Source organism: Sabulicella flocculans, from assembly GCF_045449635.1.
Classification (GTDB): domain Bacteria; phylum Pseudomonadota; class Alphaproteobacteria; order Acetobacterales; family Acetobacteraceae; genus Roseococcus.
In genome coordinates this window covers 73,097-95,484 of the sequence record NZ_JBJJBR010000013.1, presented here as the reverse complement: position 1 = coordinate 95,484, position 22,388 = coordinate 73,097, and the positions used below count along the sequence as shown (strand labels likewise).

At 74.7% G+C, this 22,388-nt stretch carries 25 protein-coding genes; 15 read left to right on the top strand and 10 right to left on the bottom strand.

Annotated elements, in window-relative coordinates:
* Positions 1-180: 180 nt before the first annotated feature.
* On the top strand, positions 181-2,346 hold the full coding sequence (locus ACI6QG_RS13155) for a mechanosensitive ion channel domain-containing protein (RefSeq protein ID WP_407025026.1): 2,166 nt from the start codon (positions 181-183) through the stop codon (positions 2,344-2,346).
* A 69-nt stretch (positions 2,347-2,415) separates the two neighbouring features.
* The gene (locus tag ACI6QG_RS13150) at positions 2,416-3,393 is read left to right on the top strand and encodes an extracellular catalytic domain type 1 short-chain-length polyhydroxyalkanoate depolymerase (protein ID WP_407025025.1); all 978 of its coding nucleotides are present in this window, start codon (positions 2,416-2,418) and stop codon (positions 3,391-3,393) included.
* Positions 3,394-3,490: 97 nt separating this feature from the next.
* Here the strand turns inward: ACI6QG_RS13150 and ACI6QG_RS13145 are convergent, their stop codons facing one another.
* The 6 genes from ACI6QG_RS13145 to ACI6QG_RS13120 all read right to left on the bottom strand — a co-directional run bounded on the left by ACI6QG_RS13145 (position 3,491) and on the right by ACI6QG_RS13120 (position 8,217).
* The gene (locus ACI6QG_RS13145; RefSeq protein WP_407025024.1) at positions 3,491-4,102 is read right to left on the bottom strand and encodes a cytochrome c oxidase assembly protein; all 612 of its coding nucleotides are present in this window, start codon (positions 4,100-4,102) and stop codon (positions 3,491-3,493) included.
* Between the two features lie 31 nt (positions 4,103-4,133).
* Complete coding sequence (locus ACI6QG_RS13140; protein ID WP_407025023.1) at positions 4,134-4,262, bottom strand: cytochrome c oxidase system small membrane protein; 129 nt, start codon at positions 4,260-4,262, stop codon at positions 4,134-4,136.
* Positions 4,259-5,218, bottom strand: coding sequence for a heme o synthase (locus ACI6QG_RS13135; RefSeq protein ID WP_407025022.1), 960 nt, complete (start codon positions 5,216-5,218; stop codon positions 4,259-4,261). The genes ACI6QG_RS13140 and ACI6QG_RS13135 overlap by 4 nt, the downstream gene beginning before the upstream one ends.
* Positions 5,219-5,222: 4 nt before the next feature.
* Complete coding sequence (gene ctaD / locus ACI6QG_RS13130) at positions 5,223-6,818, bottom strand: cytochrome c oxidase subunit I (protein WP_407025021.1); 1,596 nt, start codon at positions 6,816-6,818, stop codon at positions 5,223-5,225.
* A 37-nt stretch (positions 6,819-6,855) separates the two neighbouring features.
* Positions 6,856-7,689 carry a cytochrome c oxidase subunit II gene (coxB, locus tag ACI6QG_RS13125; protein WP_407025020.1) on the bottom strand — a complete coding sequence of 278 codons (834 nt, stop codon included), beginning with the start codon at positions 7,687-7,689 and terminating at the stop codon, positions 6,856-6,858.
* 201 nt (positions 7,690-7,890) lie between these two features.
* Positions 7,891-8,217, bottom strand: coding sequence for an ArsR/SmtB family transcription factor (locus tag ACI6QG_RS13120; protein ID WP_407025019.1), 327 nt, complete (start codon positions 8,215-8,217; stop codon positions 7,891-7,893).
* Positions 8,218-8,300: 83 nt separating this feature from the next.
* On the opposite strand from ACI6QG_RS13120, the gene ACI6QG_RS13115 reads away from it, so the two are divergent.
* From ACI6QG_RS13115 to ACI6QG_RS13100, 4 genes are read left to right on the top strand one after another with little or no spacing between them, the layout of a single operon-like run.
* Positions 8,301-9,266, top strand: a complete 966-nt coding sequence (locus ACI6QG_RS13115) for a metal ABC transporter solute-binding protein, Zn/Mn family (protein ID WP_407025018.1) — start codon at positions 8,301-8,303, stop codon at positions 9,264-9,266.
* Complete coding sequence (locus tag ACI6QG_RS13110; protein ID WP_407025017.1) at positions 9,263-9,982, top strand: metal ABC transporter ATP-binding protein; 720 nt, start codon at positions 9,263-9,265, stop codon at positions 9,980-9,982. The genes ACI6QG_RS13115 and ACI6QG_RS13110 overlap by 4 nt, the downstream gene beginning before the upstream one ends.
* On the top strand, positions 9,982-10,818 hold the full coding sequence (locus ACI6QG_RS13105) for a metal ABC transporter permease (protein ID WP_407025016.1): 837 nt from the start codon (positions 9,982-9,984) through the stop codon (positions 10,816-10,818). Before ACI6QG_RS13110 ends, ACI6QG_RS13105 begins: the two co-directional genes overlap by 1 nt.
* A complete protein-coding gene (locus ACI6QG_RS13100; protein ID WP_407025015.1) occupies positions 10,815-11,750 on the top strand; it encodes a metal ABC transporter permease in 936 nt (311 codons plus the stop codon). The genes ACI6QG_RS13105 and ACI6QG_RS13100 overlap by 4 nt, the downstream gene beginning before the upstream one ends.
* Here the strand turns inward: ACI6QG_RS13100 and ACI6QG_RS13095 are convergent.
* The 4 genes from ACI6QG_RS13095 to ACI6QG_RS13080 all read right to left on the bottom strand — a co-directional run bounded on the left by ACI6QG_RS13095 (position 11,718) and on the right by ACI6QG_RS13080 (position 14,743).
* Positions 11,718-12,380, bottom strand: a complete 663-nt coding sequence (locus tag ACI6QG_RS13095) for a hypothetical protein (protein WP_407025014.1) — start codon at positions 12,378-12,380, stop codon at positions 11,718-11,720. The two genes, ACI6QG_RS13100 and ACI6QG_RS13095, sit on opposite strands and share 33 nt — an antisense overlap.
* 68 nt (positions 12,381-12,448) lie before the next feature.
* Positions 12,449-13,147: a class I SAM-dependent methyltransferase gene (locus ACI6QG_RS13090; protein ID WP_407025013.1), complete on the bottom strand. Its 699-nt coding sequence runs from the start codon at positions 13,145-13,147 to the stop codon at positions 12,449-12,451.
* A gap of 48 nt (positions 13,148-13,195) precedes the next feature.
* On the bottom strand, positions 13,196-14,050 hold the full coding sequence (locus ACI6QG_RS13085) for a DMT family transporter (protein WP_407025012.1): 855 nt from the start codon (positions 14,048-14,050) through the stop codon (positions 13,196-13,198).
* A gap of 36 nt (positions 14,051-14,086) precedes the next feature.
* The gene (locus tag ACI6QG_RS13080; protein WP_407025011.1) at positions 14,087-14,743 is read right to left on the bottom strand and encodes a S24 family peptidase; all 657 of its coding nucleotides are present in this window, start codon (positions 14,741-14,743) and stop codon (positions 14,087-14,089) included.
* 149 nt (positions 14,744-14,892) lie between these two features.
* Here ACI6QG_RS13080 and ACI6QG_RS13075 point away from each other — a divergent pair, with 149 nt between their 5' ends.
* The 9 genes from ACI6QG_RS13075 to ACI6QG_RS13035 all read left to right on the top strand — a co-directional run bounded on the left by ACI6QG_RS13075 (position 14,893) and on the right by ACI6QG_RS13035 (position 22,386).
* Positions 14,893-15,336 carry a hypothetical protein gene (locus tag ACI6QG_RS13075; protein WP_407025010.1) on the top strand — a complete coding sequence of 148 codons (444 nt, stop codon included), beginning with the start codon at positions 14,893-14,895 and terminating at the stop codon, positions 15,334-15,336.
* Complete coding sequence (locus ACI6QG_RS13070; protein ID WP_407025009.1) at positions 15,333-15,833, top strand: hypothetical protein; 501 nt, start codon at positions 15,333-15,335, stop codon at positions 15,831-15,833. The genes ACI6QG_RS13075 and ACI6QG_RS13070 overlap by 4 nt, the downstream gene beginning before the upstream one ends.
* Positions 15,834-15,979: 146 nt before the next feature.
* On the top strand, positions 15,980-16,207 hold the full coding sequence (locus ACI6QG_RS13065) for a hypothetical protein (RefSeq protein ID WP_407025008.1): 228 nt from the start codon (positions 15,980-15,982) through the stop codon (positions 16,205-16,207).
* Between the two features lie 2 nt (positions 16,208-16,209).
* Positions 16,210-17,610: a portal protein gene (locus tag ACI6QG_RS13060; RefSeq protein ID WP_407025007.1), complete on the top strand. Its 1,401-nt coding sequence runs from the start codon at positions 16,210-16,212 to the stop codon at positions 17,608-17,610.
* Positions 17,610-18,332 (top strand): capsid assembly protein, encoded by a 723-nt coding sequence (locus ACI6QG_RS13055; protein ID WP_407025006.1) that lies wholly within the window; start codon positions 17,610-17,612, stop codon positions 18,330-18,332. Before ACI6QG_RS13060 ends, ACI6QG_RS13055 begins: the two co-directional genes overlap by 1 nt.
* Positions 18,333-18,591: 259 nt before the next feature.
* Positions 18,592-19,425 carry a phage capsid protein gene (locus ACI6QG_RS13050; protein ID WP_407025005.1) on the top strand — a complete coding sequence of 278 codons (834 nt, stop codon included), beginning with the start codon at positions 18,592-18,594 and terminating at the stop codon, positions 19,423-19,425.
* A 73-nt stretch (positions 19,426-19,498) separates the two neighbouring features.
* Positions 19,499-20,053: a phage connector family protein gene (locus ACI6QG_RS13045; RefSeq protein ID WP_407025004.1), complete on the top strand. Its 555-nt coding sequence runs from the start codon at positions 19,499-19,501 to the stop codon at positions 20,051-20,053.
* Positions 20,054-20,059: 6 nt separating this feature from the next.
* A complete protein-coding gene (locus ACI6QG_RS13040; protein WP_407025003.1) occupies positions 20,060-21,946 on the top strand; it encodes a phage tail protein in 1,887 nt (628 codons plus the stop codon).
* On the top strand, positions 21,946-22,386 hold the full coding sequence (locus tag ACI6QG_RS13035; RefSeq protein ID WP_407025002.1) for a hypothetical protein: 441 nt from the start codon (positions 21,946-21,948) through the stop codon (positions 22,384-22,386). Before ACI6QG_RS13040 ends, ACI6QG_RS13035 begins: the two co-directional genes overlap by 1 nt.
* Positions 22,387-22,388: the final 2 nt, after the last annotated feature.

The window sequence follows — 22,388 nt, the reverse complement described above, 5'->3', positions numbered from 1 at the left end:
GGGTTCCCCCGGGCGCTGCGCCCCGCGCCCCCGGCGGCGCAGCCCCGGCCGCTGGCCCGGGGCCGGGTCGGGGAGGGAGGTCGCCGCGCGTCAGGGTGCATGTGCGCCCATGCTGCGCCGCGGGCGGCGACCCGTCCACCCGCCTTGACCCCGCCCCGCCGGGCCGCGAAACCCCCCGCCATGCTGCGTGCCCTGGCCCTCGTCCTCCTGCTCCTCGCTGCCCCGGCGGCGGCGCAGGCCCCCGCCGCCCCAGCCCCGGCCCCGGCCCCGGCCGCCTCGCCCGAGGTGGCGGCCCTGCTGGAGGTGCTGCGCGACGACGCCCGCCGCGCCGAGCTGGTGCGCGCGCTGGAGGCGGCGCAGCAGGGCGCCCCCGCCGCCCCGGCCGAGCCCGCCCCCGCCGCGGTGCTGGAAGCCCCGGCGGAGATCGCCGCCGGCATCGCCGGACGCCTGGGCGCCTTCCTGGGGGAATCGCTGGACGCCCTGTCCTCCGCCACCGACCTGCGCGGCGTGTGGGACTGGCTGGCCCGGCTGTGGGAGGACGGGCGCCTGCAGCAGCAGGTGGCTTCCCTGTCCTGGAAGCTGCTGCTGGTGCTGGGCGGCGGCCTGCTGGCCGAGCGCCTGGCCCGCCTGCTGCTGCGCCGCGCCACCCGCTGGCTGGAGCGGCGCGCCGCCGCGGTGGACGGCCCGCTGCGCGGCCTGCGCCGCGTGCCCTGGATCCTGGGGAACCTGCTGCTGGACATGCTGCCCATCCTGGCCTTCGGCGCCGCCTCCATCGGCACGGTGGGCTTTCTGGCCACCTGGCCGTCCAACCGCATCATCATGGAGACGGTGGCGCTGTCCTACATGGCGGCACGCGCGGTGATGGCGGTGGGGCGCGTGGTGTTCGCGCCCTCCGCCACCAAGCTGCGCCTGCTGCGCTGCGACGACGAGACGGCGGCCTACGCCACCCTGTGGATCCGCCGCCTGGCGCTGACCACCGTGACCTTCCACGCGCTGAGCGAGCTGGCGCTGTTCTTCGGCCTGCCCTTCGCCGCGCACGAGGCGATCTGGCGCCTGGGGCTGCTGGTGCTGTCCGTGCTGGCGGCGGTGGTGGTGCTGCAGAACAAGGCCGCCGTGGCCAACCTGCTGGCCGCCCCGCCCCTGAAGGAAGGCGAGGAGCCCGACGGCGCCCGCCGCCTGCTGCGCGCCACCCGCGACCGCCTGGCCGAGGCGTGGCACGTCGTGGTCATCCTGTGGCTGCTGGCCGCCTGGACCGTCTGGGCGCTGGAGATCGACCGCGGCTTCGAGCGCCTGATCACCGCCTCCCTGCTCACGGTGCTGCTGGCCGGCGGCGGCAAGCTGCTGGACGAGGCGATGCGCCGCGGCCTGACCCGGCTGATGACGGTCTCGCCCGAGCTGGCGCGCAAGTACCCGGGGCTGGAGGCGCGGGCCAACGCCTACCTGCCCGCCATCAAGGGCGCGCTGTCCTTCCTGATCCTGGCGGTGACGCTGATCCTGCTGCTGGAGGCCTGGGGGCTGGGCGCGCTGGACTGGTTCCGCCCCGGCCGGCTGGGCGGGCGGGCGCTGGCGGCAGGGCTGACCATCGCCCTGACCGCCGGGGTGGCGCTGGCGGTGTGGGAGGCGGTGAACGCCGCCGTCAGCCGCCACCTGGCGAAGCTGCCGGCCTCCGGCGCCGCCGCGCAATCGGCCCGCGTGCGCACCCTGCTGCCGATGCTGCGCACCGCGCTGGGGGTGGTGCTGTTCGTCATCGTGGCGCTGACCCTGCTGAACGAGGTCGGCATCAACGTCGCCCCGCTGCTGGCCGGCGCCGGCGTGGTGGGGCTGGCGGTCGGCTTCGGCTCGCAGACGCTGGTGCGCGACGTCATCACCGGCATCTTCCTGCTGTTCGAGGACGCGGTGGCGGTGGGCGACACCGTGACCGTCGGCGGGCTGTCCGGCACGGTGGAGCAGCTGTCCATCCGCTCCATCCGGCTGCGGGCGGTGGATGGCTCGGTCCACATCGTGCCGTTCAGCGCGGTGACCACCGTCACCAACCAGACGCGCGACTTCGGCTACGCCATGGTGGACCTGGCGCTGGACTACGCGGCCGACACGGACGACGCGGTGGGCGTGCTGCGCGCCGTGGGCGAGGAGCTGCGCGAGGACGAGGCCTGGGGCCCGCAGCTGCTGGCGCCGCTGGAGGTGATGGGCGTGGACCGCATCGGCGAGGGCGGGGTGATCCTGCGCGCCCGCGTGATGACGCCGCCCGCCCGCCGCTGGGCGGTGGCGCGGGAGCTGAACCGGCGCATCAAGCACCGCTGCGACGCCCAGGGCGTGGCGCTGTTCAACGCCAACCGGCGGGTCTGAGCCCCCGCCGTAACCATCCGGCCCGCCGGGGGTTCATGCTGCGGTGCAACATCGCACCGGGAGCCCGCCGTGCCCAAGCTTTCCTTTCCGCTGGACGCGCTGGTCCGCAGCCGTCCGCGCCCGCCCGCCGATTCGCCGCTGGAGCGGATGACCGGCCTCTCGCCCAACCCCGGCGCGCTGGATGGCTGGGCGCTGGTGCCGCCCGGCGCGCGCGCCCTGGCCGTGGTGCTGCATGGCTGCCGGCAGGACGCCCGCGGCTTCGCCCGCGGCACGGGATGGGAGGCGCTGGCGCGCCAGCAAGGCTTCGCGCTGCTGCTGCCCGACCAGAACGGCCCCAACAATCCCTGGCGCTGCTTCAACTGGTTTGACCCGGCCCGCGCCGCCGCCGAGGCCGCCAGCATCCTGGCCATGGTGCGGCAGCTGCAGGCCGCGCACGGGCTGCGGCAGGTGTTCGTGGCGGGGCTCTCGGCCGGCGGGGCCATGGCCGCCCGGCTGTTGGCCACGGCGCCCGGCGTCTTCGCGGGCGGGGCCGTGGTGGCCGGCCTGCCCTTCGGCGCCGCCAGCGACGCCGAGCAGGCGCTGGCGGCCATGCGCGACGGCGCGCCGGAGCCGGCGGGCGGCTGGGCAGCGCCGGTGCGCGCCGCCGCCGCCCACGAGGGCCCCTGGCCGCGCGTGCAGGTCTGGCAGGGGCTGGCGGATGGGGTGGTGAACCCGGCCAATGCCCAGGCCCTGCTGGCGCAGTGGCTGGGGCTGCACGGCATCACCTGGGCGCCGCGCGGCGCCGTGCGGGTGGACGGCGCCCACCGCCTGACCTGGCACGACGAGGCCGGCCGCCCGGCGGTGGAAAGCTGGACGCTGGAAGGCCTGGACCACGGCGTCCCCATCGGCGCCGGGGGCGTGCCCGGCCCCTTCCTGCTGGATTGCGGCTGCCATTCCACCTGGCACATCGCTGCCGGCTGGGGCCTGGCCGGCGCGTCACGCGCGGCGCCGGAGCCGCTGCGGCATTCGCCCGGCTGGGACTGCCTGCACCCGGCCGCCGGCAGCTAAGGCTGCTAGATCATGATCCGCAAACGCGGATCATGATCTAGCCTTTGCTGAGAGGACGATTCACCGCTTTGATGATTCCATCAAAGCGGATCGTGCTCTAGCGCGTGGCGCGGCCCACATGCGGGCCGGCATTGGCCAGCGCGCCCGAGCGCTCGGCGTCGTTCAGCGAGCGGAAGAAGGTGTAGTTGACCGTGATGGTGCGGATGTCGCGCGTCTGCGGGTCCTGCGCGATGCGCGGGTCCACCCAGAAGGAGATGGGCATGTCCACCGACTGCCCCGGCTCCAGCGTCTGCTCCTCGAAGCAGAAGCAGGCGACCTTGTGGAAGTACCTGCCCACCACGTCGGGCGTGACGTTGTAGGTGGAGATGCCGGTCACCGCGCCCGCCGCGGTGTTCTGCGCCACGTAGAAGGCCAGCGCCTCCTCGCCGACCCGCAGCCGCATGGAGGGCTGCTGGGCGGCGAAGCGCCAGGGCAGGTTGGGCTGGGTGGCGGCGTTGAAGCGCACCGTCACCACCACCTCCCCCGGGGTGCCGGGGGCGGCCTGGCCGATCATCGGCGTGCCGCCGAAGCCGGTGACGCGGCAGAACAGGTCGTAAAGCGGCACGGAGGCGTAGGCCAGCCCGACCATGCCGGCCACGACGCCGAGGGAGGCGCCGAGCAGGCGGCGGTTCTTCCGGGCAAGGGCGGCGGGTTCGGGGCGCGGGGGCATGGGCTTCAGGTGCGGCGGCGGGGCCGGAACGTCAACCGCGCAGCAGCCGCGCGACCGAGATGAGGTAGAACAGCACCACCAGGGCGGCCAGCGCGCCCAGGATGGCCCAGTTCCGCGCCCGGCGGCGGCGGGCGAACAGCGCCTTCTCCTCCTCGGTCATGCCAGCAGCAGGCGGTCCAGCGCCAGCGCGCCCAGCAGGGCGAAGAGGTAGGTGATGGAGTAGCGGAAGCACGCCTTGGCCGGGGCGTCCTGCGTCAGCGACACGCCCTGGGCGTCCTGCGCGTCCCGCCAGGTGGCCCAGGCGTGACGCAGGAAGCCCGCGCCCAGCAGGGCGGCGGCGGCGCCGTAGGCGGCGGTGGAGAAGCCCATCAGCCAGGGCGCCAGCGTCAGCGGCACCAGCAGCACGGTGTAGAGCACCACCTGCCGCCGGGTCTCGCGCGCGCCGGCCACCACCGGCAGCATGGGCACGCCCGCGCGCTTGTAGTCGTCATGCGCCCACAGGCTGAGCGCCCAGAAATGCGGCGGCGTCCACATGAAGATGATGGCGAACAGCACCAGCGGCAGCGCCTCGATGGAGCCGGTCACCGCCACCCAGCCGATCAGCGGCGGGAAGGCGCCGGCCGCGCCGCCGATGACGATGTTCTGCGGCGTCCGGCGCTTCAGCCACATGGTGTAGATGACCACGTAGAAGAAGATGGAGAAGGCCAGCACCCCGGCGGCCAGCCAGTTGGTCGCCAGCCCCATCAGCGCCACCGAGCCCACCGCCAGCACCACCCCGTAGGCCAACGCCCCGTCGGGGGAGATGCGCCCGGTCACCACCGGGCGCTTGCGGGTGCGGCGCATCACCGCGTCGATGTCGCGGTCGTACCACATGTTGATGGCCCCCGCCGCGCCGGCGGCCAGGGTGATGCACAGGATGGCGGACAGCGCCAGCACCGGGTGCAGCGCGCCCGGCGCCACCAGCAGCCCGATCACGCCGGAGAACACCACCAGCGACAGCACGCGCGGCTTGAGCAGCGCGATCCAGTCGCGCGGCTCGGAGCCCGCGAGGTCCCCCTCGGCAAGGGTGAAGGGGGCTTGCGCCCCCTTCGCGTCGTGGATCGCGCTGTCGCTCATGGCCTTACTTGATGCGCGGCAGCTCGTCGAAGGTGTGGAAGGGCGGCGGGGAGCTCACCTGCCACTCCAGCGTCGTCGCGCCCTCGCCCCAGGGGTTGGCCGCCGCCACCGCGCCGCGGCGGAAGGTCGCCCACAGCACGTAGAAGAAGAACAGGAACGAGGCGACGGCGATGTAGGAGCCGACCGAGGCCACCAGGTTCCAGCCCGCCAGCGCGTCCGGATAGTCCGGGTAGCGGCGCGGCATGCCCTGGTTGCCCAGGAAGTGCATGGGGAAGAAGGTCAGGTTCACGCCGACGAAGGTCAGCCAGAAGTGGATCTTGCCCAGGCGCTCCGGGTACTGGCGGCCGCTCATCTTGCCGATCCAGTAGTAGATGCCGCAGTAGATGCCGAACACCGCGCCCAGCGACAGCACGTAGTGGAAATGCGCCACCACGTAGTAGGTGTTGTGCAGGATCTGGGTGATGCCGGCATTGGCCAGCACCACGCCGGTCACGCCGCCCACGGTGAACAGGAAGATGAAGCCCACCGCGAACAGCATGGGCGTGTCGAACCGCATGGAGCCGCCCCACATGGTGGCGATCCAGGAGAAGATCTTCACCCCGGTCGGCACGGCGATGACCATGGTCGCGGCCATGAAGTAGGCGCGCGTGTCCACGTCCATGCCGGAGGTGTACATGTGGTGCGCCCACACCACGAAGCCCACCACGCCGATCGCCACCATGGCGTAGGCCATGCCCAGGTAGCCGAACACCGGCTTCTTGGAGAAGGTAGAGATGACGTGAGAGACGATGCCGAAGGCCGGCAGGATCATGATGTACACTTCGGGGTGGCCGAAGAACCAGAACAGGTGCTGGAACAGCACCGGGTCGCCACCGCCGGCCGGGTCGAAGAAGGCCGTGCCGAAGTTGCGGTCGGTGATCAGCATGGTGATGGCGCCACCCAGCACCGGCACCGCCAGCAGCAGCAGGAAGGCCGTCACCAGCATCGCCCACACGAACAGCGGCATCTTGTGCAGCGTCATGCCCGGGGCGCGCATGTTGAAGATGGTGGTGATGAAGTTCGCCGCGCCCAGGATGGAGGAGGCGCCCGCCAGGTGCAGCGCGAACAGCGCCATGTCCATGGCCGGGCCGGACTGGTACTCGGCGTCCGACAGCGGCGGGTAGATGGTCCAGCCCGCGCCGGCGCCGCCGCCCACGAAGAGGGAGGCGCCCAGCAGCATGAAGGCCGGCACCAGCAGCCAGAACGAGATGTTGTTCAGCCGCGGGAAGGCCATGTCCGGCGCGCCGATCATGATCGGCACGAACCAGTTGCCGAAGCCGCCGATCAGCGCGGGCATGATGACGAAGAACACCATGATCAGCCCGTGGGCCGAGACGTAGGCGTTCCACATCTGCCCGTCGGCGAAGATCTGCATCCCCGGCTGCTGCAGCTCGAGGCGCATCAGGAAGGAGATGCCGATGCCGACCAGCGCGGCCACCAGCGAGAAGATGATGTAGAGGGTGCCGATGTCCTTGTGGTTGGTGCTGAACAGCCAGCGCGCCACGAAGCCGGGCTTGTGGTCGTGGTGGTCGTGGCCGTGGGCGTCTGCCGCATGTGCCATGGGGTCTGCCTCTTCTCGCTCTCTCAGGCCCGCGCGGTCAGCGCTGCGCCTGAGCGATGGTGATGGGGTCGGCCGGCTGGGCCGCAAGGGTCGTTCCGGCGGGCGCCGACGCGAAGCGGGTGCGCGCCGCGGCCACCCACTGCTCGAACTCCGCCGCGGGCACGGCGCGCACCACGATGGGCATGAACCAGTGGTTCACCCCGCAGATCTGGTTGCACTGGCCGTAATACACGCCCGGGCGGTCCGCCTTCAGCCACGTCTCCATGGTGCGGCCCGGGATGGTGTACTTCTGCACGCCCAGCGAGGGGACGAAGAAGGAATGGATGACGTCCGCCCCCTGGGTGATGACGCGCACGGTGGCGCCGGCCGGGATCACCAGCGGCTCGTCCACCTCCAGGTTGCGCAGCTGGCCGGGGCGCAGCTCCTCGTCCGCGATGGGACGGCTGTCGAAGTTGAAGCCGCCATGGTCGGGGAAGGCGTAGTTCCAGTACCACTGCCGGCCCACCACGTTGATGGTGATGTCGGCGTCGCGCGCGCGGTCCTGGTAGTAGATCAGCCGGAAGGACGGGATGGCGATCACCAGCAGGATCAGCACGGGGATGACCGTCCAGGCGATCTCCAGCGGGGTGTTGTGGCTGGTCTGGCTCGGCACCGGGTTGGCCTTCTCGTTGAAGCGCCAGACGCAGTAGGCCAGCAGGGCCGCCACGAAGATGGTGATGGCGACGATGATCCAGAACACCATGGTGTTGAAGGCGTGAATCGCGTCCTTGATCGGCCCGCCCGAGGCCTGCAGCCCCATGCCCCAGGGCACCGGCGCGCCGAGGTTCGTTTCCGAAGCCAGCGCCCCGCCCATCGCGAGCAGGACGGCCACCGCCCCCAGCCCCAGAACACGTCCGATCCGACCGATCACGCCATCATCCCCGCGTCGTTCGGCGGCCACCCTGGCCGCCATCTGCGCGCGCGGAACCCGTGTCCAGGCCCCGGCGCCATGCGCCCGGACCATAAGCGCAGAAGCCGCCCCGAACAAGCCCGCGGGCCCACGCCTTGCGCCGGCGCAAGCCTGTCCCACTTGTCACGATCCGGCTTCGATCTCGGCCTCCGCCACGTCCTCGGCCACGTGGTCCGCCATGTCCGTCAGCATGGAGCGGATGTGCTGGTCGCCCACCACGTAGAAGACCATCCGCCCGCGCCGGTCGGCGTTCAGCAGCCGCGCCGCGCGCAGCAGCCGCAGGTGGTGCGACACCAGGCTGGCCGAGATGCCCAGCGCCTCGGCCATCGCGCCCACGCTCACCGGGGCGTCCAGGCAGGCCAGGATGATCTTCAGCCGCGTCGGGTCGCTCATCAGGCGGAACATCTCCGCCAGTTCCACCACCTCGTCCTCGTTCACCCGTCGCGCCATCGGGGCAGCTTCGCCCGCCCCTCCCCTTGACGCAAGGACGCAGGCGCCCAAGCTGCCCCAGCACAAGCCCTTGATAACATTGGATGAATGAAAAGCTGAACACCTATCGAGGCATCGGCCGCCGCGCGCTGCCCCTGCTGGCCCTCGCCGCGCCCGCCGCCCTGCCGGCCCGGGCGCAGGGCGCGCGCCCCCTGGTGGTGGCCACCACCGCCATGGTGGCCGACATCGCCCGCAGCATCGGCGGCGCCGCCTTCACGGTGGAGACGCTGATGGGCGAGGGCGTGGACCCCCACCTGTTCCGCCCCACCCGCGCCGACCTGGCCCGGCTGCTGCGCGCCGACCTCGTGCTCGCCAGCGGGCTGCGGCTGGAAGGGCGCATGACGGAGGTGCTGGAGCGCGCCGCCGCCACCCGCCCCGTCGTCGCCGTGGCGGAGGCCCTGCCGCGCGACGACCTGCGCCGCCACCCGGACTACCCGGACGCCGCCGACCCGCATGTCTGGATGGACCCGGTGCTGTGGGCGCGCTGCGCCGCCCCGGCCGCCGCGGCGATGGCGGCGCTGCGCCCGGGCTTCGACGCCGCGCCGGGGCTGGCGCGCTTCCAGGCGGCCTGCGCCGGCCTTGCCGACTATGCCCGCCAGGCGCTGGCCCCCATCCCGCCGGAGTCGCGCCTGCTGGTCACCGCGCACGACGCCTTCGCGTATTTCGGCGCCCGCTTCGGGCTGGAGGTCGCCTCCATCCAGGGCTTGTCCACCGAGGCGGAGGCGTCGCTGGCCCGCATCGAGGCGCTGGTGGCGCAGATCGTGTCCCGCCGCGTCGCCGCCGTGTTCCCCGAGGCCTCCGTGCCCGACCGCGCGGTGCGCGCCCTGCTGGAAGGCGCGGGGGCGCGTGGGCAGCGGGTGGCGCTGGGCGGCGCGCTGTTCAGCGACTCGATGGGCCCGCCGGGAAGCTGGCGCGGCACCTACGAGGGCATGCTGGACCACAACATCACCACCATCGCCCGCGCCCTGGGCGGCACGGCGCCGGAGCGCGGGCTGCGGGGCCGGCTGTGAGCCCGCTGGCGGTGGAGGACCTGTCCGTCACTTATGGCGGCCGCGCCGCGCTGGCGGGCGTCACCTGGGCGGCGCAGGCGGGGCTGACGGCCATCCTGGGGCCCAACGGCGCCGGCAAGTCCACCTTGCTGAAGGCGGCGCTGGGGCTGGTGCCGCACCAGGGCACGGCGCGCTTCCTGGGCCAGCCGCTGGACGCGGTGCGCGGCCGCGTCGCCTACCTGCCGCAGCGCGCCACGGTGGACTGGGACTTCCCGGCCACGGCGGAGGAGGTGGTCGCCATGGCCCGCCTGCCGCGCATGCGCTGGTGGGGCGGGCTGGACCGCCCGGCGCGCGCGGCCGCCCGCGCCGCGCTGGAGGCCGTGGGCATGGCGGACTTCGCCGGCCGGCAGATCGGCCGCCTTTCCGGCGGGCAACAGCAGCGGGTGATGCTGGCCCGCGCCCTGTGCCAGGGCGCCGAGGTCTTCCTGATGGACGAGCCCCTGGCCGCGGTGGACGCGGTGACGGAGCGCGCCATCCTCGACGTGCTGCACCGGCTGGTGGCGGGGGGCGCGGCCGTGCTGATGGTCCACCACGACCTGTCCCTGGTGGCGGAGCACTTCGACCACGTGCTGCTGCTGGCCGGCCGCGTGGTCGCCGCCGGCCCGGTGCGCGAGGCCTTCACGCCCGAGGCGGTGGCCGAGGCCTTCGGCGGCCTGCCGCGGCTGCTGCCGGCGTGATGCCCGGCCACAACACCCTGGTGGTGCTGCTGGGCTGCGCCGCGCTGGGGCTGGCCGCCGGGGTGGTGGGGGTGCTGGCGCTGCTGCGCGGGCGCGCCCTGCTGGCCGACGCGCTGGGCCACGCCGCCCTGCCCGGGGTGGTGGCGGCGGCGCTGCTGGTGGCGGCGCTGGGCGGGCCGGCGCGCGCGCTGCCGCCGCTGCTGCTGGGCGGCGCGCTGTCGGCCGCCGCCGGGCTGTGGGCGCTGCGGCGGCTCACCGCCTCCGGGCGGCTGCGGCCGGACGCCGCCATCGCCGTCGTGCTGTCCTCCTTCTACGCGCTGGGCGCGGTGGGGCTCTCGGTGGCGCAGGCCATCCCCGGCGCGGCGCAGGCCGGGCTGTCGCACTTCATCCTCGGACAGGCGGCGACGCTGACGGCGGCGGACGCGCTGGTGGCGGGCGCGCTGGCGCTGGGCTGCGTCGGCGTGGTGGCGGCGCTGTTCCAGCCGCTGCGCGCCCTGTGCTTCGACGAGGCGCACGCCGCCGCGCTGGGCCTGCCGGTGCGCCGGCTGGACGCGCTGCTGCTGGCGCTGATCGGCGCGGTGACGCTGGCCGGGCTGCCGGCGGTGGGCCTCATCCTGGTGGTGGCGCTGCTGGTGGCGCCGGCCGCGGCGGCGCGCCAGCTCGCCCACCGGCTGGGGCCGGCGCTGGTGCTGGCCGGCGGCTTCGGCGCGGCCTCCGGCGTGGCGGGCGCCCTGCTCTCGGTGCGCCTGCCCGAGCTGCCGACGGCGGCCGCCGTGGTGCTGGCCGGGCTGGTGATCTTCGGCGGGGCGCTGGCCCTGGGGCGGCGCGCGGCATGAGCACCTTCCTGCAGCTGGACGCCCCGGCCCTGCTGGCCGCCGCGCTGGCCGGCGGCACCTGCGGCCTGCTGGGCGGCTTCCTGGTGCTGCGGAAGGAGGCGCTGCTGGGCGACGCCATCTCCCACGCCGTGCTGCCGGGCATCGTGGCCGGCTTCGCGCTGACCGGGCTGCGCACCGCCTGGCCCATGCTGCTGGGCGCGCTGGCGGCGGCGCTGCTGGCCACCGCCGCCATCACCCTGGTGCGGCGGCGGGCGCGGCTGGAGGCCGGGGCGGCCACCGGCCTCGTGTTCACCGGCTTCTTCGCCCTGGGCCTGGTGGGGCTGGAGCTGACGGACGCCCGCGCCGCCGACCTCGACCTCGACTGCGTGCTGTTCGGCCAGATCGAGACGCTGCTGTGGCTGGAGGCGACGGGCTGGCGCTCCCTGCTCGACCCCGCGGCGCTGGCGGGGCTGCCGCGGCAGCTCGGGCTGCTGGCGGCGGTGGCGGCGCTGGCGGCGGGCTTCGTGGCGCTGTGCTGGCAGCCGCTGCGCCTGGTCTGCTTCGACCCCGACCTGGCGCGCGCCCTGGGCCTGCGGGTGGAGCGGTGGGAGCTGGCGCTCAACGCCCTGATCGCCCTGGCCGCCGTGGCCGCCTTCGAGGCGGTGGGCTCCATCCTGGTGGTGGCGCTGCTGGCCGGGCCGGCGGCGGCGCTGCGCTTCCTCACCGACCGCTACGCGGTGCAGCTCTGGGGCGGGGCGGCGCTGGGGGCGGGGCTGGGCGTGGCCGGGGTGCTGCTGGCCGGCCCGCTGCCGGCGGCGCTGGGCGCGCCCGTTGCGCTGAACGCGGCCGGCGTCATCGGCACCCTGGCCGGGCTGTCGGTGGCGGGGGCGATGCTGCTGGCCCGCCGCCCGCCGCCGACATCAGGTCGCGAGGTCGCCGCCGCGCGGCGCTGAAGCCGGCCCGGATGGCTGCTTGCCGCCGGGCAGCGGCGCCTCGGGGCCGCGCTGGTGCGGCTGGGCGGCGCCGGGCGGCCGCGGCGCCGGGGCACCGGGCTTCGCGGGCGCCGCCCCATCCGTCTGCGCGAGCACGCAGCGGGTGAACAGGTCCAGCGTGGCGGAGGAACCGGCGAGGCTGACCGACCACGGCGTCTCGCTGCCGTCGGGAAAGGCCACGGTCATGCGGCTGCCGGCGCGGAACTGGTTGGTGAAGGGGCGGAAGGCGTCGCCCTGCACCCGCCACTGCACCATGGTGCCGTTGCCGGTGGCGCCCTGGGTGGTCCAGGGCGGGTTGCCGTCCACCGCCAGCGTCACGCGCAGGGTGGTGCCGGGCGGGATGCGCCAGCCCTGGCCGAAGGCCTGCACCACGAAGCCCGGCGTGCCCATGTACCACTTGAAATGGAGGGACCGGCTGCGGTTGGCGTTGCTGACGGTCATCCCGCACAGGCGCGTGCCGTCCTGGGACCGCCCGCCATAGGCCTCCCAAGCGCCGGCGCCGCCCAGGCGGGAGGTCTGCGCCAGCGCGGGCGCCGCGGCGGCCAGCACCCCGGCCAGGCCCAGCCCGATGCCCAGAAGCGCCCTGCCCATGCTGCCCCCTTCGCCCTCGCCACCCGTCCATGATGCCATGTCCGGGCGGCGCGGGGGAACCCGGGGCCTCAGCCGGGGTTGCGCACCTCGACCAGGGTGAACAGGCTCAGCGGCGGGCAGTGCTGCACGCGCTCGATGCGCGCGGCGCCGCGGTCCAGCAGGTCCTCCAGGCGGAAATCCGGGTGCCAGCCCAGGATGCGCGCCAGCGGCGCCGTGGTGCGCTCCACCCACCAGCGGAAGCCGTCCTCCGCCGCGAAGTGGTTCACGAACAGGAGGTGCCCGCCCGGGCGCACCACGCGCGACATCTCGGCGAACAGGGTGCGGGCGTTTGGCACCACGGAGGCGGTGAACATCGCCACCGCCACGTCGAAGGAGGCATCGGCGAAGGCCATGCCCTCGGCGTCCATCTCCAGCAGGCCGCGCACGGCGCCCAGGCGCTCCTTGGCCACGCGCTCCTGCGCCTTCAGCAGCATCTCGCGCGACAGGTCGATGCCCGTCACCTCCAGATCGGGGCGGTAGTGCGGCAGGGCCAGGCCGGTGCCCACCCCCACCTCCAGCACGCGCCGCCCGGCGGAAAGGGTCAGCCGGTTGACGGCGTCCACCGCCGCCCGGCGGCCGAAGCCGGAGACGCCGCCGAACACCAGGTCGTAGACGCCCGCCCAGCGCCGATAGGCGTCGCGCACCGAATCCGCGTCCAGCGCGGCGCGGGGGTGGGCGCGGTCGCCCTCCGAGATGCCGAAGGTCGAAATGTTGCAAATCCCTTCCAATCGGGGCGGGGACCGTTACCAAGCGCCGCCGGGGGGTGCAAGCGCCGATCAGCCGGGGCGGCCCCGCTGCGGCAGCGTGGCCAGCACCCCGCCCAGGGCGATGACCAGCGCGCCCAGCAGCGTCCAGCCATCCGGGCGCTCGCCGAACACGAGCACCCCGGCCAGCGTGGCCCAGACCAGCTGCGAATAGGACAGCGGCGCCAGCAGGGAGGCCGGGGCGCGCGCATAGGCCATGACCAGCAGCCCGTGCCCAACCGCGCCCAGCAGCCCCACCCCGGCCAGCAGCGCCCACTGCCCCGCCGTGGGCGGCGCGAAGACGAAGGGCTGCAGCAGGCTGGCCGCCAGCGTGGCGGCGAGGCCGGTGTGGAAGATGGTCACCCGCGCGTCATCCAGCGCCGCCAGGCGCCGGGTGAGGATCTGGTACCAGGCGAAGCCCAGCGCGGTGCCCAGCGGCAGCAGGTAGCCCCAGTCCGGCACGAAGCCGGTGAGGAAGGGCGGGCGCAGCGCCACCATGACGCCCGCGAAGCCGATGCCCACCCCCAGCCAGCGCCGCGCCCCCACCGGCTCCTTCAGCACCAGCGCCGCCAGCGCGATGGTCAGCAGCGGCGAGGCGAAGCCCACCGCCGTGGCGTCCGCCAGCGGGATGCGAGACAGCGCCGTGGCGAACAGCAGCGAGCAGCCCAGCAGCGTGAGCGAGCGCAGCGCCTGCAGCCCCGGCGCGCGGGAGCGCCAGGGCAGCCGGCCGAGCCAGAGCCGGAAGAACAGCGCCACCGCCGCGAAGGAGAACAGGAAGCGCGCCCAGATCACCTGCGCCGGCGGGAAGCCGCCCGTCATCCACTTGATGGAGGTGTCCATCGCCACGAAGATCAGCAGGGCGAGGAGCTGGAGCAGGACGCCGCGCAAGGCCATGGCGCAGCATAGGCGACCGCCCGGCGGCGGCTACTGGCTGGCCCAGAGGATGCGGTGCATCCACTGCACGTCCTCCAGCTCGAAGGCGTAGGCGGGGTAGGCGGGGTTCAGGCTCGCCAGCTCGATGCGCCGGGCCGACATGCGGCGCAGTTCCTTGGCCATCACCTCGCCCAGTCGGGTGCGGACCACCACGCGGTCGCCGCGGCGGATGGGGGCGGCGGGCGAGATGATGACGACGTCGCCGTCGCGCAGCACCGGCTCCATCGAATCGCCCGAGATCTCCAGCGCATAGGCGTTGGGGTCGGGGATGTCGGGCAGGGAGATCTCGTCCCAGCCGGCGCCGACGGGAAAGCCCGCATCGTCGAAGAACCCCTCGCCGCCGGCCTGCGCCAGGCCGATCAGCGGCACGCGGCGCTGCACGCCGCGCGGGGCGTTGCGCGGGGCGGAGGGCAGCGCCGCCTGGCCGGACACCAGGGCGGCGAAGCTGTCCAGCCCGACCTGGGTGGCATTGAGGACCTTGGCGACGCTTTCGGTGGAAGGCCAGCGGGCCCGCCCGTCGGGGCCGATGCGCTTGGAAGGGTTGAACGCGGTCGGGTCCAGCCCCGCCTTCCTGGCCAGGCCGGACGCGCTGAGGCCATTCTCGGCCGCCAGCGAATCGATGGCGCGCCAGATGTCGTCATGCTTCACGCTATGGACGTTTATAGGCCCATCGTCAGCAAGCAATAGGAAAATGTTGCTTTTTTCCGCTTGCCCGGCTTTGCAACCTCAGGTTATGTTCACGTTCTGTTCAGCAGGCCGAATCGGCCCGCCGGACCCAACGAACGGAGAGACTGCCCATGCCCGCTGCCCCCCGCCCCGGCCACTCGCCGGCCCTGTCCACCCTGCGCCAGGCCGTGCCCTTCGCCTCGGCCGAGGAGGCGTGGATCTGGACCATGGCGGCCCTGGTGGCCCGGCGCGAGGGCGCGCGCATCACCGCCGGCAAGGGCCTGGTCGCCCGCCCCTGCGAACCCGACGACGTGCTGAAGTGCCTGGACCGCTTGTACCGCCAGCGCCGCATCGAGATCGCCCATGCCCGCATCATGCGCATCTGGGGCGAGCGCGGCGCCGCCCCCGACCCGCGCCACCTGTCCGAGCGCGGCGATTCGCGGCTGTGGCGCGAGGCGATGAACCGCCTGGAATGGCCCCTGCGCGTCAAGGGCATCGTCGCCGGCGCCCCGGCGGCGCGGCCGGAGGAAGGGGCGGCCATCATCCCCTTCCCCGCCGCGCCCCAGGCCCGGTGAGCGGCCTTCCCGCGCCGGACCAACCCTCCGAGACCCCGCCGGGCCCGCCCGGCGGGGTCCGTCGTTTCCGGCACGACGCCGCGGCCGAGGCGGAGGTGTTCGTGGTGTTCTCCGGCCGGGCCGACCACGCCTGGCTGCGCCTGCTGCACCCCGGCTTCCGCCACTGCTTCGCCGCCCTGCGCGACCCCGGCGGCTGGACCGTGGCGGACCCGCTGACCAACCGCCTGGTGCTGACGCGCCTCGACCTGCCGCCCGCCGCCGACCTGCCGCGCTTCTACCGCCGCGCCGGGCTGACGGTGCTGGGGCCCTTCGCCCCCGCCGCCCCGGGCCGCGGCGGGCGGCTGCTGCTGTCGCCCTTCTCCTGCGTGGCGCTGTGCCGCGCCCTGCTGGGCCCCGCGGCCCCGCGCGCCTGGACTCCGCATGGGTTGTATCGCGGCCTCCGGCGTCTCGGTGAGTCTAGGAAAAAATCCTTGACTTCGGCGGTTCCCCGCGGCTAGACCACCGGTGTCAACGGGCGAGTTGCGTCCGCTGGCATCCTCTCCCCTCCGCTGCACGAACTGGAACGCCCGGGCCCTTTCGCAGGTCCCGGGCGTTCCGTTTTTGTTCGGTTGGGAACCCCCATCACCACAGGAGATGCCGCGCCATGGGAGGCCTGTTCCGCACCCCCAAGCCGGTGGTCGTCGAGGCGCCACCCCCGCCGCCCGCCGCCGCCGCCGTGCCCGCCGCCCCCGCCCCGGCGCAGGTGGCCGAGCAGTCCCGGACGGAGGCCCGCGCGCGCGTCCGCGGCGGCATCGCCGGCACCATCGCCACCGCGCCGGCCGGGGTGCTGGCGCCGCTGGCCGTCGCCCGCCGCTCCCTGCTGGGCGAGTGAGCATGACGCCGGAACAGATCCTGGCCCGCCACGCCCGCGCCGCCGCCCGCCGCGCCCCGCTGGAGCACGGCTGGCGCGACGCCTACGCCCACGTGCTGCCGCGCGCCGACCAGGCCGCCGCCCTGTTCGACGCCACCGCCGCCGACGCCGCCGAGCAGCTCGCCGCCTCCCTGCTGGCCGAGCTCTGCCCGCCCTGGTCGCGCTGGTTCGCCCTGGCCCCGTCCCGCCCAGACGCCGCCGAGGCCGCCGCGATGGAGGAGGCCGCCGACACGCTGCAGCGCCACTTCGACCGCTCCAACCTGGCGCAGGAGGTCCACCAGGCCTTCCTGGACCTGGTGATCACCGGCACCGGCCTGCTGCTGGTGGAGGAGGCGCCGCCCGGCGAGGCCTCCGCCCTGCGCTTCTCCGCCGTGCCCCTGCTGTCCGCCGTGCTGGAGGAAGGCCCCTCCGGCCGGCTCGACACCGTGTTCCGCGAGATGCGGCTCCCGGTGCCGGAGATCCTGGCGCGCTGGCCCTTCGCCGAGCTGCCGCCGGCCCTGCTGCGGGAGGACCCGGAGGCCGAGCCCGCCCGCCACCGCGTGCTGGAGGCGGTGTGGCCGGACAGCCGCGCCGGCCACCGCTACGCCGCCGTGCTGGCCGACGAGGCGCCGCGCTTCCTGGCCCAGGGCGGCTTCGCCGAGGCGCCCTTCATCGCCTTCCGCTGGCTGAAGGCGCCGGGCGAGACCTATGGCCGCGGCCCGGTCACCAAGGCGTTGCCCGACATCCGCACCGCCAACCGCGTGGTGGAGCTGGTGCTGAAGAACGCCTCCATCGCCGTCACCGGCATCTGGCAGGCGGAGGATGACGGGGTGCTGAACCCGGCCACGGTGCAGCTGGTGCCCGGCGCCATCATCCCCAAGGCGCCCGGCTCCTCCGGCCTCACGCCGCTGGCGGCGCCGGGTTCCTTCGACGTGTCGCAGCTGGTGCTGGAGGACCTGCGCGCGCGCATCCGCAACGCCCTGCTGGCCGACCGGCTGGGCCTGCCGGCCGAGGCGCGGATGACCGCCACCGAGGTGCTGGAGCGCTCGGCCCAGGCGGCGCGGCTGCTGGGCGCCACCTATGGCCGGCTGCAGAGCGAGCTGCTGACGCCGCTGGTGGCGCGCTCCCTCGCCATCCTGGCGCGGCGCGGCGAGGTACCGCCCGCCCTGGTGCGCGAGGGCGCGGCCCAGCTGCGCTACGAGAGCCCGCTGGCCCGCGTGCAGGGCCGCGCCGACGCCGCGAACACGCTGCTGTTCCTCGAGGCCGTCGGCCGGATGGGCGAGGCCGCCGCCGCCCAGGTGGACGCCCCCGCCGCCGCCCGCTGGCTCGCCAAGACGCTCGGCGCCCCCGCCGAGGTGCTGATTCCCAACGTGGAGGTTCCCTGATGTCCGACAGCCTGCTCGACGCCGCCGCCGCCGGCTCCACCCCCCGCCCCAGCGACATCCCCGAGAAGTTCTGGGACAGCGAGGCGGGCGAGCTGCGGGTGGATGCGCTGCTGAAGTCCTACCGCGAGCTGGAGCGCCGCCTGTCCGCCCGCATGGGCCCGCCCGCCCCCGGCGCGCCGGAGGAGGAGCGCCGCCGCTGGCGCGAGATGCTGGGCATCCCCGAGACGCCCGACGCCTACGAGGTGACGCCCCGGCACGAGCTGGTGGGCCCCGACCCGCGGGTGAACGCCCTGCTGCACGAGGCCGGCTTCACCCCCGCCCAGGTGCAGCTGGTCTACGACCTCGCCGCCGAGCGCCTGCTGCCGCTGATCGCCGAGGCGGCGCAGCAGTTCGAGGCCGACCGCCAGCTGGAGAAGCTGCGCGAGCACTTCGGCGGCGAGGAGCGGTTCCGCCGCGTCGCCGCCCAGGTCAAGGCCTGGGGCGCCGCCCACCTGCCGCCGGGCGTGATGGAGGCGCTGTCCACCACCGCCGAGGGCGTGCTGGCGATGGAGCGCATGATGCAGGCCAAGGAGCCGCAGATGCAGCGCGAGGCCGAGGCCCCCGCGCCGGCCGACGAGGCCGAGCTGCGCCGCATGATGCGCGACCCGCGCTACTGGCGCGCCCGCGAGCCGGAGATCGTGCGCCGCGTCACCGAGGGCTTCCGGAAGCTGGTGTCCGGCTGACGCCGGCCTTGCCCGCCTGAACCCGCTTCCTCGACGCGCCGCGGCGGCTTCGCCGCGCGCGTCTCGGGCCCGCCGCGCGGGCCCGGCGCCCGCCGCCGCCCCTGCCGTGCGCGGCCGCGGCGGGCGCGAGGTCCCCCTTGGCCGCCGGCACAACCCCGCCGGGCGCGGGCGGCCGCACCGGCCCGGCGCGTGGCCCGCGATGGCGCGGGGAACCGCGCGCCGCGCCGACCATCCCTTTCCACACCGCGAGGAGGACTTCATGTCCGGTTCGATCGACCAGGCCTTCGTGAAGCAGTACCAGACCGAGGTGCACGAGGCGTACCAGCGCCAGGGCTCCAAGCTGCGCGCCTGCGTGCGCGCCAAGACCGGCGTCAAGGGTGCCAGCACCGTGTTCCCCAAGGTGGGGCGCGGCGTGGCCGGCGCGAAGGCGCGCAACGGCGTGGTGCCGGTGATGAACGTCGCCTACGGCTCCGTCGAGTGCTTCCTGCAGGACCACTACGCGGGCGACTGGATCGACCGCTTCGACGAGCTCAAGACCAACGCCAACGAGCTCGGCGTGCTGGCCAATGCCGGCGCCTACGCGCTGGGCCGCAAGACGGACGAGCTGATCATCAGCGCCATGGACACCGGCACGCGCGAGGCGGTGGGCACCGGCGCCGGCCAGACCGACAATGACGGGCTGACCCGCGCCAAGGTGCTGCTGGCCTTCGAGATGCTGGGCGCCATGGACGTGCCCGACGACGGCAACCGCTTCGCCGTGGTCGGCTGGAAGCAGTGGAGCGAGCTGCTGACGGTGCCCGAATTCGCCAACGCCCAGTTCGTGGGCGAGGCGGACCTGCCCTGGAAGGGCGGCCAGGCCAAGAAGTGGCTGGGCGCCACCTGGATCCCGCATTCGGGCCTGACCCGGACCGGCAGCCTGCGCTCCTGCTACTTCTTCCACCGCTCGGCCATCGGCCACGCCGCGGCGGGCGAGGTGATGACGGACGTCACCTGGCACGGCGACCGCGCGGCGCACTTCGTCAACAGCATGATGAGCCAGGGCGCCGTGCTGGTGGACGACGAGGGCGTCGTGCGCATGCGCTGCAAGGAGTAGCGCGCCCCGCGGCGCCGGGCCCCGCGCCCGGCGCCGCACCCCCTTCCCACCCACCCTGCCGGAGGTCCCGACGATGGCGCTCACCGCCCTCGAACTGTGCTCGCGCGCGCTGCTGCGCCTGGGCGCGCCGCCCATCGCCTCGCTGGAGGAGGGCACCGCGGAGGCGGAGATCGCCGCCGGGCTCTACGCCGGGGCGCGCGACGCGCTGCTGTCCTCGCATCCCTGGAGCTTCGCCACCGGCCAGGCCACGCTGGCGCGGCTGCAGGCGCCGCCGGTGGCCGATTTCGCCTTCGCCTTCCAGCTGCCCGCGGGCTTCCTGCGCGCGCTGTCGGCCGGGCGCGGCGTCGCCTACCGCCTGCTGGAGGACCGCCTGCACACCGACGCGCCGCAGGTGGCGCTGAGCTACGTGTTCCGCCCCGACGAGGCCGCCTTCCCGCCCTTCTTCGCCGCCGCGCTGGTGGCGCGCCTGGCCGCCGAGTTCTGCATCCCGCTGACGGAGAACACCGCGCGCGCCCAGCTGCTGATGCAGCAGGCCGAGGGCGAGCTGCGCGCCGCGCGCCGCGCCGACAGCCAGCAGGCCACGGTGCAGGCCATCGGCGGCTTCCCCCTCGTTTCCGTGCGGGGCTGAGGCGCCATGTCCGGCTCCACCCGCCAGGTCAAGAACTCCTTCACCGCCGGCGAGCTTTCGCCGCAGATGCTGGGCCGCGCCGACCTGCGCGCCTACGCCAACGGCGCCGCGCGGCTGCGCAACGTGGTGCTGCACCCCACCGGCGGCCTGTCGCGCCGCCCGGGGCTGCGCCACTTGGCCACGCTGCCCGGCCCGGTGCGCCTGGTGCCCTTCGAGTTCAACACGGAGCAAACCTACCTGCTGGCCTTCTTCGCCGGCGGCATGCAGGTGGTGCTGGGCGACGCCGTGGTGGCCACGGTGGGCGGCCCCTGGACGGCGGCGATGCTGCCCGGCCTGGCCTTCACCCAGAGCGCCGACACGCTGCTGGTGACGCACCCCGCCCTGCCGCCGCAGCGCATCACCCGCACCGGCCACGCCGCCTGGCAGGTGGGCGCCTGGCCCTGGGCGCGCATGCCGGTGTTCCGCTTCATGGGCACGGAGGGCGTGTCCCTCGCGCCCTCCGCCACCTCGGGCACGGTGACGCTGACGGCCGGCGGCGCGGTGTTCGGCGCGGCGCAGCCCGGCGCCGCCTGGCGCTTCCGCGGCGTGCGCCTGGCCATCGCGCAGGTGCTCTCCGCCACCCAGGCCGTCGCCACGCTGGAAGGGGCGCTGCCCGACACCGGCGCCAGCACGGACTGGGAGGAGGCCGCCTTCTCCCCCGCGCGCGGCTGGCCGGTGGCGGCCTGCTTCCACCAGGACCGCCTGGTGCTCGGCGGCTCGCGCGACCTGCCCAACCGGCTGTGGCTGTCGCGCTCCGGCGCGCTGTGGGACTTCGACCTCGGCAAGGGCCTGGACGACGAGGGCATCGAGTTCGGCCTGATGGGCGACCAGGTGAACGCCATCCGTCACGTGTTCTCCGGCCGCCACCTGCAGGTCTTCACCACGGGCGGCGAGTGGATGGTGTCGGGCGAGCCGCTGACGCCCGCCTCCATCCAGGTGACGCGGCAGACGCGCATCGGCTCGCACCCCGCGCGCTCCGTGCCGCCGGTGGACGTGGACGGCGCGACCGTGTTCGCCGCGCGCTCCGGCCGCGCCATCCACGAGTTCGCCTACACGGAGGTGTCGCAGGCCTACCAGTCCTCCGACCTCGGCCTGGTGGCGGCGCACCTGATGCAGGAGCCCCTGGCCATGGCCTACGACCAGGTGGGCCGCCTGCTGCACGTGGTGATGGCCGATGGCGGCTGCGCCACGCTGACGCTGTTCCGCGCCGAGCAGGTGACGGGCTGGACCCGGCAGGAGACGCAGGGCGCCTTCCGCGCCGTGGCCGAGCTGGACGGCCGCGTCTTCTTCGCGGTGGAGCGCGCCGGCGCCTGGCGGCTGGAGCGCCTGGACGCCGCGCTGAACCTGGACGCCGCGCTGGACGGCGCCAGCGCCGCCCCGCAGGACCGCTGGAGCGGCATGGCCCACCTGGAGGGGCGCGAGGTCGGCGTGCTGGCCGACGGCGCGCCGCGCGCCCCGGCCATCGTGCAGGGCGGCGCGGTGCTGCTGGACCCGCCGGCCGCCGCCGTGCAGCTCGGCCTGCCCTTCGCGCACGAGGTGGAGCCGCTGCCGCCGGAGCTGCAGACGCCGCTGGGCGCGCGCCGCGCCCCGCTGCGCCTGGTGGGCGTGACCTTCCGCCTGCTCGACACCCCCGCGCTGTCGGCCGACCTCGGCCGCGGGCTGCGGCCGGTGGCGTTCCGCCGGCTGGACACCGCGCTGCTCGACGCCCCGCCCGCGCCCTTCACCGGCGAGGTGCGGCTCTCCGCCCTGGGCTGGCGGCGCGACGCGACGAAGCCGCTGTGGCGCATCGGCGGCGACGCACCGCTGCCGATGACGCTGCTTTCCGTTTCCACCGAGATGAGGACGACCGACTGATGGGCGCACTGACCTCCCTCGCCACGCTCGCGGGCGCCGGCGCCTCCCTCTACGCCGCCAGCCGCACGCAGCAGGCCCAGCAGGCGCAGAACCGCGCCCAGGTGCAGCTGGCGCAGCAGCAGCAGCAGGCCCAGCAGGGGCAGCTCGCGCTCCAGCAGGAGGCGGAGCGGCGGGCGCGCGCCGAGCAGCTGGCGCGCACCATCGCCGCCGCCCGCGCGCGGCTGGGCGCCGGCGGCGTGGCGGCGGGCGAGGGCTCCGGCGCGGCGCTGGAGGCCGGGCTGCGCGCCGACGCCGCCGCGGGCCAGCAGGACAGCGACGAGATGTTCCGCGCGCGCCTCGCCTCCGGCCGCGCCTCGCTGCTGAACCCGGACATGAGCCTGACGAACGCGCTGCGCGCGGTGCCCACCTTCGGCACCGCCATCCGCAGCCTGCTGGATTGAGG

Bases quoted from the DNA above. Each gene is read 5' to 3' on its own strand.
- ACI6QG_RS13155 (WP_407025026.1), top strand. From the start codon at position 181: ATGCTGCGTGCCCTGGCCCTCGTCCTCCTGCTCCTCGCTGCCCCGGCG.
- ACI6QG_RS13145 (WP_407025024.1), bottom strand. From the start codon at position 4,102: ATGCCCCCGCGCCCCGAACCCGCCGCCCTTGCCCGGAAGAACCGCCGC.
- ACI6QG_RS13140 (WP_407025023.1), bottom strand. From the start codon at position 4,262: ATGACCGAGGAGGAGAAGGCGCTGTTCGCCCGCCGCCGCCGGGCGCGG.
- ACI6QG_RS13135 (WP_407025022.1), bottom strand. From the start codon at position 5,218: ATGAGCGACAGCGCGATCCACGACGCGAAGGGGGCGCAAGCCCCCTTC.
- ctaD (WP_407025021.1), bottom strand. From the start codon at position 6,818: ATGGCACATGCGGCAGACGCCCACGGCCACGACCACCACGACCACAAG.
- ACI6QG_RS13120 (WP_407025019.1), bottom strand. From the start codon at position 8,217: ATGGCGCGACGGGTGAACGAGGACGAGGTGGTGGAACTGGCGGAGATG.
- ACI6QG_RS13115 (WP_407025018.1), top strand. From the start codon at position 8,301: ATGAATGAAAAGCTGAACACCTATCGAGGCATCGGCCGCCGCGCGCTG.
- ACI6QG_RS13105 (WP_407025016.1), top strand. From the start codon at position 9,982: ATGCCCGGCCACAACACCCTGGTGGTGCTGCTGGGCTGCGCCGCGCTG.
- ACI6QG_RS13100 (WP_407025015.1), top strand. From the start codon at position 10,815: ATGAGCACCTTCCTGCAGCTGGACGCCCCGGCCCTGCTGGCCGCCGCG.
- ACI6QG_RS13095 (WP_407025014.1), bottom strand. From the start codon at position 12,380: ATGGGCAGGGCGCTTCTGGGCATCGGGCTGGGCCTGGCCGGGGTGCTG.
- ACI6QG_RS13075 (WP_407025010.1), top strand. From the start codon at position 14,893: ATGCCCGCTGCCCCCCGCCCCGGCCACTCGCCGGCCCTGTCCACCCTG.
- ACI6QG_RS13065 (WP_407025008.1), top strand. From the start codon at position 15,980: ATGGGAGGCCTGTTCCGCACCCCCAAGCCGGTGGTCGTCGAGGCGCCA.
- ACI6QG_RS13060 (WP_407025007.1), top strand. From the start codon at position 16,210: ATGACGCCGGAACAGATCCTGGCCCGCCACGCCCGCGCCGCCGCCCGC.
- ACI6QG_RS13055 (WP_407025006.1), top strand. From the start codon at position 17,610: ATGTCCGACAGCCTGCTCGACGCCGCCGCCGCCGGCTCCACCCCCCGC.
- ACI6QG_RS13050 (WP_407025005.1), top strand. From the start codon at position 18,592: ATGTCCGGTTCGATCGACCAGGCCTTCGTGAAGCAGTACCAGACCGAG.
- ACI6QG_RS13045 (WP_407025004.1), top strand. From the start codon at position 19,499: ATGGCGCTCACCGCCCTCGAACTGTGCTCGCGCGCGCTGCTGCGCCTG.
- ACI6QG_RS13040 (WP_407025003.1), top strand. From the start codon at position 20,060: ATGTCCGGCTCCACCCGCCAGGTCAAGAACTCCTTCACCGCCGGCGAG.
- ACI6QG_RS13035 (WP_407025002.1), top strand. From the start codon at position 21,946: ATGGGCGCACTGACCTCCCTCGCCACGCTCGCGGGCGCCGGCGCCTCC.